Origin of the sequence: Candidatus Acididesulfobacter guangdongensis (genome assembly GCA_004195045.1) — a bacterium.
Classification (GTDB): domain Bacteria; phylum SZUA-79; class SZUA-79; order Acidulodesulfobacterales; family Acidulodesulfobacteraceae; genus Acididesulfobacter; species Acididesulfobacter guangdongensis.
Genome location: SGBC01000001.1, coordinates 647,743 through 663,633, shown reverse-complemented (window position 1 = coordinate 663,633; position 15,891 = coordinate 647,743). Strand labels below are relative to the sequence as shown.

Below are 15,891 nucleotides of genomic sequence, written 5' to 3'. Positions count from 1 at the left end.
ATTTTGCGCATGTTAAATTGCAATTAAATTCATCCTGCAAATTGCGCTTTTTCAAAATAGAAACACAGCATTTTAAAGGCTTTGGGCTGTATGAGGTGTCAAAGTCAGGAAAAAAATTACGAAAAAATAACCAATATATAAAATATATAATATATACTATATATAATACGTTTAATAAATAACTAATATTTCAAAGTAAAGCATAATTAATATCTTAAACAGTTTTAAAAATAATAAACGGCGTACGTCTCTAATTTTTTAATTCTCGCTGCATTTATGACTAAAATAATATTTCATGCACTGCGTCTATTATTATTAAAAAAATTAAGAAATATGCGATTTATAACAACTATTAAATATTAAAGCAATTAGCAAAATAAGCTGAATATTTTTAATATTTAATAATTAACCCAACTGCACCATAATTATCAGCAACACATTGATATTACTATATTTATGGGGGCAATAAAAACTTTTTTTAAAGCATTTTGCGTATCTCTGCCTCAGGCACAGGTTTTGAGAAAAGATACCCCTGAACCATATTTGCGCCGAGAGATTGTAATTTTACAAGCTGTTCAACTGTTTCAACGCCTTCGCTTATAGTTTCCATACCTAATCTTGCGGAAAGTTCTACAATGGTATTGACGATTGCAAAAACTTTCTGGTTTTCCATCATGCTTTTGATAAATGAAATATCTATCTTAATAACATCGGCAGGGATATTTTTTATATACGACAAGGAGGAATATCCGGTACCGAAATCGTCAATATATATTTTCATACCTTTTGCTTTAAATGTGTTTAGTATTTTAAGAGCACAGTCAAAATGGTGAATAAATAAACCCTCGGTTACTTCTATGTTTATCAAAGAATATTCCAGACCGTGCCTTTTTATAGCCTGAAAAATAGTATCCGCCAAACTTAATTTTCCGCCTTCAAAAATATGCGACGAATTGTTAAGCAATTCAGGATTGCAGTACCATTTTACTTCATAGTCAAAACTTACGGGGGAAATATTTATAGAAACTGGAACTAAATTTAAGTTCATTTTTTTCCAGTTTTGCAAATCGCTGCATACCGCTTCAATCAAAAATTCTTCAAGCTGCCTTATTAAACCCATTTCTTCAAGCAGAGGGATAAACTTAACCGGCGAAACAAGACCTAAATCGGGACTGTTCCAGCGCATAAGCGCTTCCATGCCGTATATAGCGGGATTTAATAGAGCAATATTATTATTCATATCTATTGCGCTGTGATCATCGTAATCATGAGCCTTGTTTAATTTGTTTAATTTATCCACCTTAAAATACGGCTGATAATACACGACAAATTCTTTATTAACAAATGCCTCCGTAAGATGTTTTTTCATCATTAAAAATTCAGAAGCTTTAACGTTCATGGAAGAGGTAAAAAATTCATAATCGTTTTCACCCTGAGTTTTTGCGTTTGACAGGGCAATATCGGCGGATTTTAAAAGATCGTTTGCCGTAATGCCGTCATCAGGATAAATCGATACCCCTATATTATAGGAAATATTAAATTTATGCGTACCGATAGTTATTTCATCTTTAAAACACTGCTTTATTTTGTCAATGAACTGCACTGCCGAATCCTTATCGCTTAAATTGCTTATGAATATTGCAAATTCATCCCCGCCTATTCTTGAAATTATATCGGTCGGGTCAAAGGCATCTTTTAGCACATCAGCCGTCTTTATAAGCAGTTCGTCTCCGGCGCCGTAGCCGAATGTATTGTTAATATACGACAATTTATAAAAATCAAGCAAGATTATGGCTGCAGGGCGGTTTTCTATTCTTTCAAGAAAGTTATTCACGCTTTCTATGAAAAAATTTCTGTTGGGAAGTTTTGTAAGAGCGTCATAGAATGATATAAAATTAATTTCTTTTTCCAAATCAATTTTATTTATCATAAAAGAAATATCTTTCATTAATTCTTCTAACAGTGTAATCTCTTTATCGTCAAAAAAATCTTTTTCTCCGGCATATAAACTGAATATCCCGATTATTTTATTTTGCCGTTTAAGCGGAATGCATGCACTGGATAAAAAACCCATCTTCAGAGCTTTATCTCTCCACGGCTGCATCATAGGATTGTTTTCCGTATCATTATTGATTACAATTCTGTCCTCTCTGAAAGCCGTAGCTCCGGGTCCTTTTCCTTCAGGCATTGCGTCGTCAACATACATGCTAAAATCATCCAGATAGTCTCCGACAAAGCCGTAAGAAAATTTAACGGCTATCTTATTGCTGTTGCGCTCATCAGGAAAACCGCACAAAGCCATTTTAAACTGACCTTTCTCAACGGCAATTCTGCATATATTTTCATAAACATCGTCGATGTTTTCGACCCTCAAAAGCAGCTGATTTATTTCGCTGAGTGTAGAATAAAGTCTTGTAAGATTTTTTACTTTGTCTTCCGCATTTTTCCGTTCCGTTAAATCTATAAAATTAGCTAATCTGGTAGGTTTATTTTTATAATTTATAGTCAGAGAATGAAAAAGAACCCACTTTATTTCATTATTTTTGCCGATGATTTTATACAGAAATTCGCCTCTTTCGCCTTCATGTTTAATAGCCCCTGCATATCTTGATTTTGCGCTTTCTTTAAATTCATAGGACATAATATCCCAATTATTCATATTTTTTAATTCTTCCGACGAATATCCAAGTATTTTCTCGCCTTCCGGATTTACGTAAATAAATTTGTCCCTGAAAAGGACCAGACCGCTAACCATCTGGTTAAATATCGACTGGATCGACTTTTCATTGTCTTCCGCCTGAATTTTAACCTTAATAATATAATACAGAAACAGAGGACTTATAATAATTACCATTAAGAAATTTATAAAAAGAAGCAGGCTCAGCAGATGCATGGAATCGCTTATATAATTCATATTTTTTTTCATTGACGCATCCGAAGCTTTTCTTAATAGCCTCGAATTACGGTAAAATATAAAAGATAAGCGTGAGATAGGTATATTTTTAACATTCTTCCGTTTTTCTAATAAATTCAATTCCGGCAGAGATTTATTCTTCCAGTCTATGAATGCTCTGTATAAAACAGGGTGTATTAATTTTAATAAAGACTTATCGCTGCTTTTCAAATTTTTAAATAAATATCGGAAACTTTTATTTATCGAATATATTTTAGAATTGATTTTAGAATTTAATTTAGAAATTACATCGGCAGCGTTCACTCCCGATTTATGGTGTAGATACTGTTCAGCATTCAATTTAGAATTTATTTGGGCAGTATAGCGAAGATTGGAGCGACTGTTGGATTTTGAGCGGTAATTATTAGTACTCTTGTATTGTTTTAAATATAAATTTAAAAAATAAAAATCTTTAGCAAGACATAGAGTCTTTTTATAAAATGAATTATTAATCTTTGCCTTATCGTTTATATGATTGATTAAACAATAAATTCCAAAAGAAGCGGCAATATATAATAAAATAATCAGAATGCCTGCGGCAAATGCTCTGGATTTTACGATTCTATTCATAGTTTAGTTTATCGTTGTTGTTTATCATCATAGCTTCATTTTAATAATTTTATTTTTAAAGCTTTATTTTAACAGCTTTATTTTAATAGCTTTATTTTAAAATTTCTACAGCTTCTTTAATAGATATAAAGAATTCTTCCGCTTTTTTCATATCTTTTAACTTGATTTTATTTTCACAAAGTTCATTGCTGCCTATTACGACGGCATAGCCGATATTTCTTGAGTCGGCATATTTCAGCTGTTTAGATATATTCAATTTTTCATTAAGATTTATTTCACAGGCTATGCCGTTTGCTCTAAACTCTTTTGCTACATTAAAAGCATAGTCTATTACCTTTTCGTCAGGCTCAAGATATGCGACAAATACCTTGGTAGAAGACGGCAGTTCATTAATATAGCCAGGATTTTTCGCATTAATTATATCTATAATTCTGTCAACGCCGAACGATAATCCGCATGCCCCTTCGGGACGCGCTCCGTACAGCTCAAGCAGATTATCGTATCTGCCGCCTGCCGCAAAACTGCCGATATTAACATCTAACGATTTTATTTCGAATATCGGTCCGGTATAATAGCCGAGACCCCTTACAAGCAGCGGGTCAAACTTTAAATATTTGCCGATCTTAAATTTATTAGAATTTTTAAAAATATCTATAAGCTCATTTATTCCATCTAATGACTGAGCGTTATTTCTAAGTTTTTCCTTAAGGGATTCTAAAAATATTATATCTGGATTATTTTCCGTATAGCCGCCGGCATAACTGCCGGCATTATTTTTTTCTGCAAAACTGCCGCCGTTTACTAAATTAATAAAAGATTTATAGTTTTCTTCAGTTAAACCGTTTTCTGTAAATTCTTTTACAGTTTTACTTTCGCCTATTTTAGACAATTTATCCAAAATTCTTAACGCCGCTTCTTTTTTATCTGCAGGTATACCCGATAATTCAATAATGCCGTCTAATAGTTTTCTGTTATTCAGATGTATTGCATAATTATTGAGTCCCAACTTTTCAAGTGTAAAAACCGCCAAATCCATTAATTCAAGTTCTGCAAACATTGAGTAAACCCCCACAATATCGGCATCTGCCTGATAAAACTCCCTGTACCTGCCATTCTGGGTATTTTCATACCTGTAAACTTTTCCTATTATATATCTTTTAAAAGGTTTTGTAAGTTTTGAATTATTTGAAGCGTAATATCTCCCGAGCGGAGAAGTGAACTCAAATCTTAAGCCAAGTTTTCTGTCCGCTTTATCTTTAAAAGTATAAATCTCTTTTTCTATTTCTTCTCCGCATTTTCTTGAAAGAAGTTCAAAATACTCAAAAACCGGCGAATCTATTTCGCTAAATCCATAAAGTTCAAAACATTTCCTAATTTTTTCTATTATATCTCTTCTCAAAATCATAGCGTTGGGAAGAAAATCCCTTGTCCCTTTAGGCGGCTGCACCCGCTGAATACTTTTAAAATTATCGCTCATTTTTTTATCAACCTGTTTATTAGTATATGTTGTGTAAGTTGTATGCTGTTAATATATATAGTATTGCATATACATATTTTTATATTATATATTATTTATAACTTTAAATGAAGATGAATTTGCCGCAGGATAATCAAAATTAGAAATATGCCATCGCTGCGCTGCTGTATTTTCATGACTTTGCAATATTTGCGATATGCAATATTTTATTTTGAAACGGCAAAACTGTATATATTAAAAAAAGATTGGGGGTCAAGACTTGCTCCGCCGACCAATACGCCGTCAATATGGTCTTTTTCCATTAATACATTAATATTTTTTTCGGTAACGCTTCCGCCGTAAATTACCGAAAAATTTTCAATGCAATAATTAGCGGTTAAATATTCATATATAAATTTATGCATCTTTTCGCCGTCTTCCGGTTCTATAGACGCTCCCGTGCCTATTGCCCATATAGGTTCATAGGCAATTATGAGCTTTCCGGTATCAATACCCGCAGCGTTGGTACTGCCGCTGCCTTTATGATTGCTATTAATACTTTTCGCTGTTTTTATAGAGCTAAACCCGTCCTTATTCTGCACAGTTCCGCCGTTTAAATCTTTTGCATAGCAATTTAATGCGCTGTCTAACTGCGCTGCCACAAAATCAAAGGCTTTTCCGCTTTTTCTAATCTCTAAATTTTCACCGACGCACAATATGGGCGATACAGCAGAAAATTTGACGCTATGTTTTTCTGCGTTATTATCGCCGTCATTACGGATATCGGCTGCTATTTTTGTATTGTAATATAATATAGCGGAAATTTTTTTAGCAATAAGTTCTTCGGATTCGTTGAATATCCATCTTCTTTCTGAATGACCTACGATAGCGTATGTACAATTGAATGCTTTAATCATATCTATGGATATTTCGCCGGTATATGCACCCGATGATTCGCAATAAACATTTTGCGAAGCAAGTTTAACAATATTTCTGAATTCTGAATTTTCTTCAATTATATTGTATGCTTCATTAAGAGCCGTGAAGGGGGGAGCGAAGACTATTTCCGCTTCTGCGGCGCCTGCAACAGATGCGGATTGCGTACTGCTGCCGCTATTTGAGCCGTTTTCTTTATTGCCGTTAAAATCATCGGATTCATAGGTTCTGCTGAATTCTTTCAATTTTTTAAAAAACGACTTCAGGTATTCGCGCACTTCAAGATGCGTTTTGTTCATTTTAAAATTAGCTGCGATTATTTTTTTCTTTTTCATAATATTTCCGTTCTTTCACAATATTTTTATCCTTCTGTTTTATTTAATTTAATTGTCTGCTTGCAAATCAATTAATACATCATAGCATCTGTCGCAGACATCGTTATAGTCGCTATGAGTTCCTACACTTTCTTTAAATGTCCAGCATCTTGCGCATTTTTGCCCCGGAGCAGGTTTTACTATAGCTTCTGAAATAAACTCTCCGTTTGCTTCATCCGGCTGCAGCCGCTCAATCTGCAAATCGGACACAATAAATATTTCTTTTAATTCGTTTATTTGAAATTCTGATAATAATTTATAATCTTCTTCGGAAGCTCTTATTATTACCAATGCTTCAAGCGAACTGCCTATAGTTTTTTCGGTTCTTGCTTTTTCTAAGGATGATAAAACAATATTTCTTGCTTCAATAAGTTTTTCAAACCTTTCGGCAAGTTCAAAATCAATGAAACTTTCGTCTTTTTTATCAAACGGTTCGTCAAAATGTTCAAATACAAGCTCTGTTTCTTTATTTTTTTTGTTAAAATAGCTCCACGCCTCCTGAGATGTAAAGGGCAGAACAGGACCAAGGTATTTAATCAGCACATCCAAACCCTGGTATAGAACTGTTTGAATAGACCTTCTTTTGAATGAATTTTTTGCTTCGACATAAAGAGAATCTTTTGCAATATCCAGATAAAAAGATGAAAAACTCGTAACGAATCTGTATATATTTTGATATACGAGGTGAAAATCATAATTTAAATAGTGTTTTGATAAATTTTGCGCAAGCATGGATATGTTATGCATTTCATATCTGTCTATATCGCGCAGATTTTCAAAGTTTACGGCATTGGTGTTTTCGTCGAAATCATACAGATTGCCCAGCATAAATCTTATCGTATTTCTTATTTTTCTGTAGCCTTCGGAAAGGCGCGATAATATTTCATTGGAAATTCTCATATCGTTCTTATAATCTTCCGATGCAGCCCACAGCCTTAATATATCTGCTCCGTATTTATTTATAATTTCATCCGGCGCAATGACATTGCCGAGAGACTTGGACATCTTTCTTCCCGAACTGTCCACGACAAATCCATGCGTCAAGACAGACTTGTAAGGGATGCCGTCCTGAGAACCGATAGCTATTAAAAGACTTGAGTGAAACCAACCTCTGTGCTGGTCGGAACCTTCAAGGTACAAATCTGCCGGAAAACCGATATCTTTCATATCTTTATCATTTTTCAGAACACAAAAATAACTCACTCCGCTGTCAAACCATACATCTAATATATCGCTTTCTTTTTCAAATTCTTCGCTGCCGCATTTGCTGCATTTGACATGTTTACTAATTTTTGCTTCGTCCAAAAAATAACCGGCATCCTTTTCAAACCAGATATCCGCACCGTATTTTTCGAATTCATCTGCTATTTTCATAGTAATATCATAATCTATCAGCGGCTCTCCGCATTGTTTGCAATAAAAAGCCGTAATTGGAACACCCCATGACCTCTGTCTTGAAACACACCAGTCTGGTCTTACCTCAAGCATTCCGGATATTCTGTCGACCCCCCACTGAGGTATCCATTTGACGTTTTCTTTAACAGCTTTAAGCGCATTTTCACGAAGGTTATTTATAGACATTGAAATGAACCACTGCTTTGTAGAACGCAAAATAACCGGGTTTTTACATCTCCAGCAATGAGGATAAGAATGCTCAATTTTTTCTTCAAGAACTAATGAATCTGTTTCTTTTAATTTTTCTATAACATGGGGATTAGAATCAAAAACACGCATTCCGGCAAAAAACTCTACATCGTTTACAAACCTGCCTTCATTGTTAACCGGAGCATATGCGGGCAAATTGTATTTTAATCCGACGGCGTAATCGTCGTCTCCGTGACCGGGCGCGGTATGAACAAGACCCGTACCGGTATCTTTTTTTACATGCTTGCCCAGAATAAGAATAGAGTCCCTATTTAAAAACGGATGCGCAGCGATCTTATTTTCCAAATTTTTTCCATTGGTTTTCGTCAGTATTTTAAATTCGCCGTCTTTAAATCCAAACTTTTTTAATGTTTCTTCGGCAAGACTTTCTTCTAATATATATATTTCTTTGCCATTACCGCTGCTGCCGTTTAGATTTTTATTTACCTCAACAAAAACATAATCAAAATCAGGATTTACGGATATTGCGAGATTCGCCGGCAATGTCCATGGGGTAGTTGTCCATATCACCGCAAAAATACTTTCGCCTTCCGGCAGATTTGCGATATCACCGAGTCCCGATTTCATTTTAAATTTTACATAAATCGAAGGCGATGTTTTTTCCGCATATTCAACCTCGGCTTCGGCAAGCGCTGTTCTGCACGAACTGCACCAATATATCGGTTTATTTGCTCTGTAAAGCCCGCCGTTTTTAATGAAATCAGCCAGTTTCCTGACGGTATTGGCTTCATAGGAATAATTCATTGTTAAATACGGCTCGTCATACCTTCCGACGCCGCCAAGCCGTTTAAATTCAGCTTTCTGGATTTCTACAAACTCTGCGGCATACTGCCTGCAGAGTTTTCTTTTTTCCAGCTGTGTAATAGCGTCTTTATGTTTTAAACTTTTATCTACATTATGCTCTATAGGAAGACCGTGGCAATCCCAGCCGGGTATGTAAGGGGCGTAATAGCCCTGCATAAATTTAAATCGTATTATAATATCTTTCAAAATTTTATTCAGAGCAGTGCCGAGATGAATATGACCGTTTGCATACGGCGGACCGTCATGGAGGATAAATGTTTTAAAATTTTTTTCTTTTGCTTTTTCCGACATTTTTCCGTATAAATCCATCTCATCCCACTCTTTTAAAAATTTTTCTTCGGTGGTTTTCAGATTAGCCTTCATGGGAAAACCGGTAGACGGCAAATTAAGCGTATTTTTATAATCCATAAATGTCCTTTTTATTTTTCTATTTTTATTATATTTATCTGTTTAATTTTAATCTTAAATGCAATAACAGGGTAATAATAAACTTATCATCTCTATTCTATACATATATCCATCTGCCTGCCGCCTTCTAACTTAATGCTTCCGAATTTACACAATTTATCAAGCTTTTACTGGCGATATAATTCTTAATATTTTCTATACATATTCTCGCTATATCGTGAATCGACGATTCTGTGGCTCCGCCGATGTGAGGAGTCGCTATAACATTGAAATGAAATATTTCATCTTTTATATGCGCAGGTTCATCCCACAGGACATCGAGTCCGGCGCCTTTAATCCTTCCGCTTTTTAATGCTTCCACAAGAGCGTTTTTTTCAATAAGTCCCGCTCTGCCTACGTTTATGACATAGGAACCTTTTTTCAGCAGCGCTATTGTTTCGCCGTTTAAAATATTTTGCGTAGTTTCATTAAGCGGAAGCGCAAGAATAAGGAAATCTAATTTAGGCAGAATAATTTTAAAATCGTCGTCAAATGTTCCTGTAAACTCTATGCCTAATTTCCTTGCGTAATCTTTTTCCGGTCTCGAGTGTTTAATGCCGTAAATAACGGTATTAAAAGGCTTAAGAAGTCTTATGAGCTCAAGACCTATTCCGCCCATACCTATAATACCGAATTTTTTTCCGGCAAGGCTGATACCCATAGGTTCATTTGCAATGCCGTGATTGATAGAATTTATACATCCGTTATAATCTCTTGCAAGGGCAAGAGCGTAAAACATCGACAGTTCTGCCACAGACGTTGCATTTGCCGTACCTTGTGTAGGAACGTTAAAAACAGGTATTCTGTTTTTTGCCGCTTCGTCTAAATCAACATTTTCAAAACCAATGCCGAACTGCTGAACAGCTTTAAGATTTTTTAGAGACAGCACATCACGCCCTATATCTATTCCAGCGTTGACAACCATATAAATATCTTCGCTTGAGTATGAAGAATAATCTTCAAAAAAATCTTTAACATCTGCATAACGAATAATACCGAAATTATTTAAGTCGGCATACTCTTTTAATATATCAAACATCCTCTGATTTCTTAATATTGCTATTATTTTCACTTTATGTTTTATATTTCATCCAATTTGTTTATTTTTTATTTAACTTAATCTTGATAATAGAAATAAATAAAAATAACAATAATATTACGCCGGCAATATTGCCAAATCCGGACGGTGTATAACGATTGCAATACGGTCAATATTTATTGCATTCAGTTAGAATAAAATTCAGGTTCTGTTTTTTTACCGCTTATTTTTTTACCTTCAAAGCAGTCTTTTTAATATTTTTCAGAGCAGTTTTAGAAATTTTTGAAACAGGTTTTGCTTTTCTGGTCTCAACAGTAGGCTGAATATTGCTGCCCTTTAAAGAACCTTCGCCTCTGCACAGCTGAATCTTTTTAGAATAGACATACTTATTTGGACAAATAAAAACATGGTGTTTTGATTTAAAAACGTTTATCTTTGTAGCAGGTGTAGTGTTGTAGCCTTTCAGGCTTCCGTCGCCTTCGCACAGTTCTAACTTTGGGTTAAAAGAATAGCCTAACGGGCAATAAAAAGTTTTTGTTTTAGCGTTTGCAAACTTCGGCGCCGCAAACACTGCTAAACCAAAAACAAATAAACCTACCGATAAAGAAATTGCCGATACAGAAAACAGATTTTTAATTTTTTGCATAAACATAAATAATTTCCCCCTTTCTTGTGTGTTTTTTTAAATAATTTTTTAAACAAAATTAAAATAAAATAAATTTTACGCATCAATATCAATAAATATATCAATATCAAATAGCTTCCGAACAAAATTAAAAAAATATTATATCATCAAAAAAATTATTTGTGAATGGATAAAATAAATAATTTTGTTATTATTGCAGGGTGCCGCTGCTGCTTACAAGCCCTGTATTAGGATAAACATAAAAAGAATCCGAAGGTTTATCGCCGAAGGATATGTTAATAAAATAATCTGCCGCAGAATCGGCAGCGACCGAAAACGGCGTAAAATATTGAGCGCTTTGGGGTGAGCAAAAAGCATCTGCGGAAGCGGAAGCGGAAAAAACGCCGGGCTGTCCTTCCGAATTAAAAGCAAAATAATTTCCGGTTATATTCGGCGCAGCGTTGGCATTATTTTGAACTGAGTATTTTATATTGTAGTTAAATGCGGTTTGAAAATAACCTGCAACCTGCGCCAGAGGATTATTTATTAAAACAGGGGCGGACGATGTGCCGCCGCTATTTATTGTACTGTTTGACGAAGGACACGCACATATCTGGTATCCGCCGTATTCTGCGCCCGAGTTCACTCCGCCGGAAGATACGGAGCAGGAATTTGAATTAGCTGACAGACCAAAAACTACAAATGCAAAACAGTAATGAGACATAGAATACTGCTGGGCATACCTGATAGACGATTCAAACTGCCTTTCATAAATTGCCCTATCGCTTGAAACAGCGGAACCAAGCCCTACAACGCCTATTATGCCGACTATTCCTATTAAAACCAAAACCATCACCAGTTCGATTAATGTAAAAGCATTGTTGTCTTTGATAGAATTTTTGTAAAACATCTTTTTTATTTTTTTATTTTTATAAATTTATATTATAATAATAGCAATATTTTTTATAAATAAAAATTGCATAATAACAAACTGTGCTGAAAAATGTTATATTATCCATGTGCCTCTATATATTATTATACTTAATTTATACTTATATTAATAATAAAATTATCTATGAAATGTCCGTTTTGTTCAAGCGAAGACGATAAAGTTATAGATTCAAGATTATCTAAAGATGCCAAAGCAGTCCGCAGAAAAAGGCAGTGCAATTTTTGCGGCAGAAAATTTTATACATTAGAAACGATTGTTATGTCGTTGCCTTTAATTATTAAAAAAGACGGCAGACGCGAAGCTTTTGACAGACAGAAAATATTGAACGGTTTAATTAAAGCATGTGAAAAAAGACCTGTTTCCATAGAAGATATAGAAACTATAATCCAATCAGTTGAAAAATGGATTGAGGAAAGCAGTCTGAACGAAATACAAAGTACGGAAATCGGAAAATTTGCTCTTAATAAACTAAAAAATATCGATGCTATAAGCTATGTGAGATTTGCTTCAGTCTATCTGTCGTTTAAAGATATAAACGAATTATACGAAACAGTATCTGATTTAATTGAAAAAAAATAAAATGACTGACCGCATCGATGAATATTACATTGCCAAAACATTAAATCTTGCAAGAAAAGCTGCAGGTTTAACGTCTCCCAATCCTATGGTAGGTTCCGTAATTGTTAAAAATAGCAAAGTTATAGGATCTGGATATCATAAAAAAGCAGGAGGACCGCATGCTGAAATTATTGCTCTTAAAATGGCAGGCAGCGACGCGAAAGGGGCAACCTTATATGTAAGTTTAGAACCCTGCAGTCATTTTGGAAAAACTCCTCCATGCGTTGAATCAATAAAAAAATACGGAATTTCGCGCGTGGTTGCAGCCATGAAAGACCCTAATCCTTTAGTTTCCGGTAAAGGGTTCAAATATCTCAAGGATAACGGAATTGATGTCAAATATGGCGTTTTAGAGGACAGGGCAAAAAAACTGAACGAAATATTCCTGAAAAATATTAGCGCCGAACTTCCTTTTATTACAATCAAACTTGCAGTCAGTATAGACGGAAAAATTGGATTTTCCCATAAAAATGCAGCGGTGGATAGTAAAAATAATGCCCTGAACAACACCCAGTTTTATCTGTCATCGGAAAAATCTTTACGATATACTCATAATTTGCGGCTTATGCATGACGCCATTATGGTATCTGCCAATACGGTTATAAGCGATAATCCAAGATTAAATATCAGATACGCTAAGGATAACATCATTGCCGACAAAAAGTTTGCAAAAATTATTATTGACTCAAATCTTATGACTCCTGCCGACTCAAAACTTTTCAAATATAAAAATGACGGCGATAAAATTTTTATTTTCACCTCTTTCAAATATAGCGAAGAAAAATTAAAAAGAAAAAAATTGCTTGAACAAAAAGGTGCAATTATAAAAGAAGTGTTATATAATAATAGCTATGAAGACAGATTAAAAAATTATTCAGCCGAGAGTGCCGAAAAAAATGGTTTTACTATCGGCAGCGACTGCGATGTTTTACAAAAAAAACATTATCTTGACATCGCCTGTATTTTTAAAGAATGCGCAGCATACGGTATTACAAGTATATTTGTAGAGCCTGGACCAAATTTATTTGCTTATCTTATATCAAATAAACTTTACGATAAATTAATATTTAATATAACGCCTTATCTGATAGGGAATATTAATATTATTGACAGTACGGCTGCAGGTTTTAATAATTCTGCCGGAAATTCTATAGGCGCATTCGATTTAATTAATTTTTCAAATATTAATTTAAATAAATTTAATAATAATTTACAGACCGGGAATGCCGTTAAAGACGGCTTGAATGATTTATACACCAATAAACAGTTGATTAAATTAAAAAATTTGGACATTAAAAAAACTGGCGACGATATTTTTTTAATTTATTATCCAGAATCATAATCTTTTAAATAAACCAGACTGTAAATTAAAATATTAAAATAAATTATTAAAATATAAATTATGTTCACCGGAATAATTAAAGAAAAAGGCGAGGTCAAATCTATAACATTTAGTTCAAACAGCGGGATATTGGGGGTTTATCTTCCTGAATGCTCCGTGAAATCCTACATAGGTCAGAGCATAGCCGTTAACGGAATATGTCTGACCGTAAGAAGTATAAATGCTAAGACTGTATATTTTGATTTTTCGCCGGAAACATTTAAAAAATCGTCGTTAAAATATATGAAAACCGGAACTAAAGTTAACATTGAACCCGCTTTATCGGTAAATAGCGATATATCCGGGCATTTTGTATTAGGACATATTGACGGAACAGGAAAAGTTATAAATAAACGCCAATATAAAAATGCCTACATAATAGGTATTGCAAATAACGCTCCCGAATCGTCCAAATATTTAATCGACAAAGGTTCGATTGCCGTTGACGGCATTAGTCTGACAATTAATGAAATTAAAAATAATGATTTTTACGTGAGCATCATACCTTTGACTTACAAGTTTACAAATTTAGGGGATATAAAAATAGGTGAGTTTGTCAATATCGAATTTGATATAATAGAAAAAGCAGTCATAAATAATTCTGAAAGACTGCTTAAAAATTCAGGCTCTGCAGCAAGCACAGGCAGCAATAATCTTGACAATAACGCAGAACATAGTACTTACAATAAAAACTCGCATATAACCATGAAACACAGAGCGGAACAGACCGATATAACCCGTGAATTTCTTTATGAAAACGGCTTTCTCAAATAAATTGCTTGAACAATTAACTTAAATTAAATTAAATTTAAAAAAATAAGAGGTTTTATTATGCCGATGACAACGGTTGAAGAAGCAGCCGAAGAAATTAAAAAAGGTAAAATGATTATCTTAGTTGACGATGAAGACAGAGAAAATGAAGGAGATCTCACCATGGCAGCCGAGATGGTAACGCCGGAAGCAATAAACTTTATGACAAAATACGCACGCGGCTTAATATGTCTTACCGTAACACAGGAAAAAGCTGACCAGCTGAATCTGCCTCCTCAGGCTGCAAATAATCAATCTAAATTTTCCACTGCCTTTACGGTTTCAATAGAAGCAGCGGAAGGGGTTACGACAGGTATTTCTGCTTTTGACAGGGCGCAGACTATACTCACCGCCGTTAAAGATGACGCAAAACCGACAGACCTTGTACGACCGGGACACATTTTTCCGATTACCGCCAAAAACGGAGGCGTTTTGGTCAGGACGGGGCAAACCGAAGGTTCTACCGATATTGCAGCTATTGCGGGACTTAAACCTGCCGGCGTAATATGCGAAATTATGAAAGATGACGGGACTATGGCAAGAATGCCTGATTTAATAGAATTTGCCAAACAGCATGATTTAAAAATTTTGACAATACAGGATATTATAAATTATAGGGTAAAACATGAAAAACATGTAAAAAGATTGGTTGAATCTACTATTCCTACAAAATTCGGCGGCGAATTTAAAATAATAGCCTATTCAAACGATATTGATTTTAAAGAACATGTTGCTTTGGTTAAAGGGGATATAAAAAAAGATGAACCGATTTTAGTCAGGGTACATTCGCAATGTTTGACTGGCGACGTCTTCGGCTCGGAAAGATGCGATTGCGGAGACCAGTTGAAGAACGCCATGGAAATGATAGAAAAAGAAGGAAAGGGCGTTATACTCTATCTCAGTCAGGAGGGCAGAGGGATAGGACTTGTAAACAAACTTAAGGCTTACAATCTGCAAGACAAAGGCTATGATACGGTTGAAGCCAACGAAAAATTAGGATTCAAAGCAGATTTGAGGGAATACGGGGTCGGTGCTCAAATTTTAGTCGACTTGGGTGTCGGAAAAATGAAATTGATGACAAATAATCCAAAAAAAATCATAGGTCTTGAAGGATACGGTCTCAGCGTGGTAGAAAGAGTGCCTATTGAAATTTGCCCTACGCACAAAAATTTGCATTATTTAACAACTAAAAAAGAAAAAATGGGTCATATACTGCACATTGATAATAAAAAAACAATAAAAAAATAATTAAGCAAACGGG

The 15,891-nt window shown here is 34.5% G+C and carries 11 protein-coding genes; 4 read left to right on the top strand and 7 right to left on the bottom strand.

Features of this window, described 5'->3' with window-relative positions; translation table 11 throughout:
* Window positions 1-478: 478 nt before the first annotated feature.
* From EVJ46_03055 to EVJ46_03025, 7 genes are all read right to left on the bottom strand, one after another.
* Window positions 479-3,523, bottom strand: coding sequence for an EAL domain-containing protein (locus EVJ46_03055; protein ID RZD17225.1), 3,045 nt, complete (start codon window positions 3,521-3,523; stop codon window positions 479-481).
* 91 nt (window positions 3,524-3,614) lie between these two features.
* Window positions 3,615-5,000 carry a histidine--tRNA ligase gene (gene hisS / locus EVJ46_03050; GenBank protein RZD17224.1) on the bottom strand — a complete coding sequence of 462 codons (1,386 nt, stop codon included), beginning with the start codon at window positions 4,998-5,000 and terminating at the stop codon, window positions 3,615-3,617.
* Window positions 5,001-5,206: 206 nt separating this feature from the next.
* A complete protein-coding gene (locus tag EVJ46_03045; GenBank protein ID RZD17223.1) occupies window positions 5,207-6,250 on the bottom strand; it encodes a triosephosphate isomerase in 1,044 nt (347 codons plus the stop codon).
* Window positions 6,251-6,298: 48 nt separating this feature from the next.
* Complete coding sequence (locus tag EVJ46_03040) at window positions 6,299-9,166, bottom strand: isoleucine--tRNA ligase (GenBank protein RZD17222.1); 2,868 nt, start codon at window positions 9,164-9,166, stop codon at window positions 6,299-6,301.
* 127 nt (window positions 9,167-9,293) lie between these two features.
* A complete protein-coding gene (locus EVJ46_03035; GenBank protein ID RZD17221.1) occupies window positions 9,294-10,244 on the bottom strand; it encodes a lactate dehydrogenase in 951 nt (316 codons plus the stop codon).
* A 223-nt stretch (window positions 10,245-10,467) separates the two neighbouring features.
* Window positions 10,468-10,896 (bottom strand): hypothetical protein, encoded by a 429-nt coding sequence (locus tag EVJ46_03030; protein ID RZD17220.1) that lies wholly within the window; start codon window positions 10,894-10,896, stop codon window positions 10,468-10,470.
* Window positions 10,897-11,080: 184 nt separating this feature from the next.
* Entirely contained in the window at window positions 11,081-11,779 is a 699-nt protein-coding gene (locus tag EVJ46_03025) for a prepilin-type N-terminal cleavage/methylation domain-containing protein (GenBank protein ID RZD17219.1), read from the bottom strand.
* 165 nt (window positions 11,780-11,944) lie between these two features.
* Here EVJ46_03025 and nrdR point away from each other — a divergent pair, with 165 nt between their 5' ends.
* From nrdR to EVJ46_03005, 4 genes are read left to right on the top strand one after another with little or no spacing between them, the layout of a single operon-like run.
* Window positions 11,945-12,400: a transcriptional repressor NrdR gene (nrdR, locus tag EVJ46_03020; protein RZD17218.1), complete on the top strand. Its 456-nt coding sequence runs from the start codon at window positions 11,945-11,947 to the stop codon at window positions 12,398-12,400.
* 1 nt (window position 12,401) lies between these two features.
* Window positions 12,402-13,781, top strand: a complete 1,380-nt coding sequence (gene ribD / locus EVJ46_03015) for a bifunctional diaminohydroxyphosphoribosylaminopyrimidine deaminase/5-amino-6-(5-phosphoribosylamino)uracil reductase RibD (protein ID RZD17217.1) — start codon at window positions 12,402-12,404, stop codon at window positions 13,779-13,781.
* Window positions 13,782-13,841: 60 nt separating this feature from the next.
* Entirely contained in the window at window positions 13,842-14,594 is a 753-nt protein-coding gene (gene ribE / locus EVJ46_03010; protein RZD17216.1) for a riboflavin synthase, read from the top strand.
* 57 nt (window positions 14,595-14,651) lie between these two features.
* Window positions 14,652-15,878, top strand: coding sequence for a bifunctional 3,4-dihydroxy-2-butanone-4-phosphate synthase/GTP cyclohydrolase II (locus EVJ46_03005; protein RZD17215.1), 1,227 nt, complete (start codon window positions 14,652-14,654; stop codon window positions 15,876-15,878).
* The last annotated feature ends 13 nt before the right edge of the window (window positions 15,879-15,891 follow it).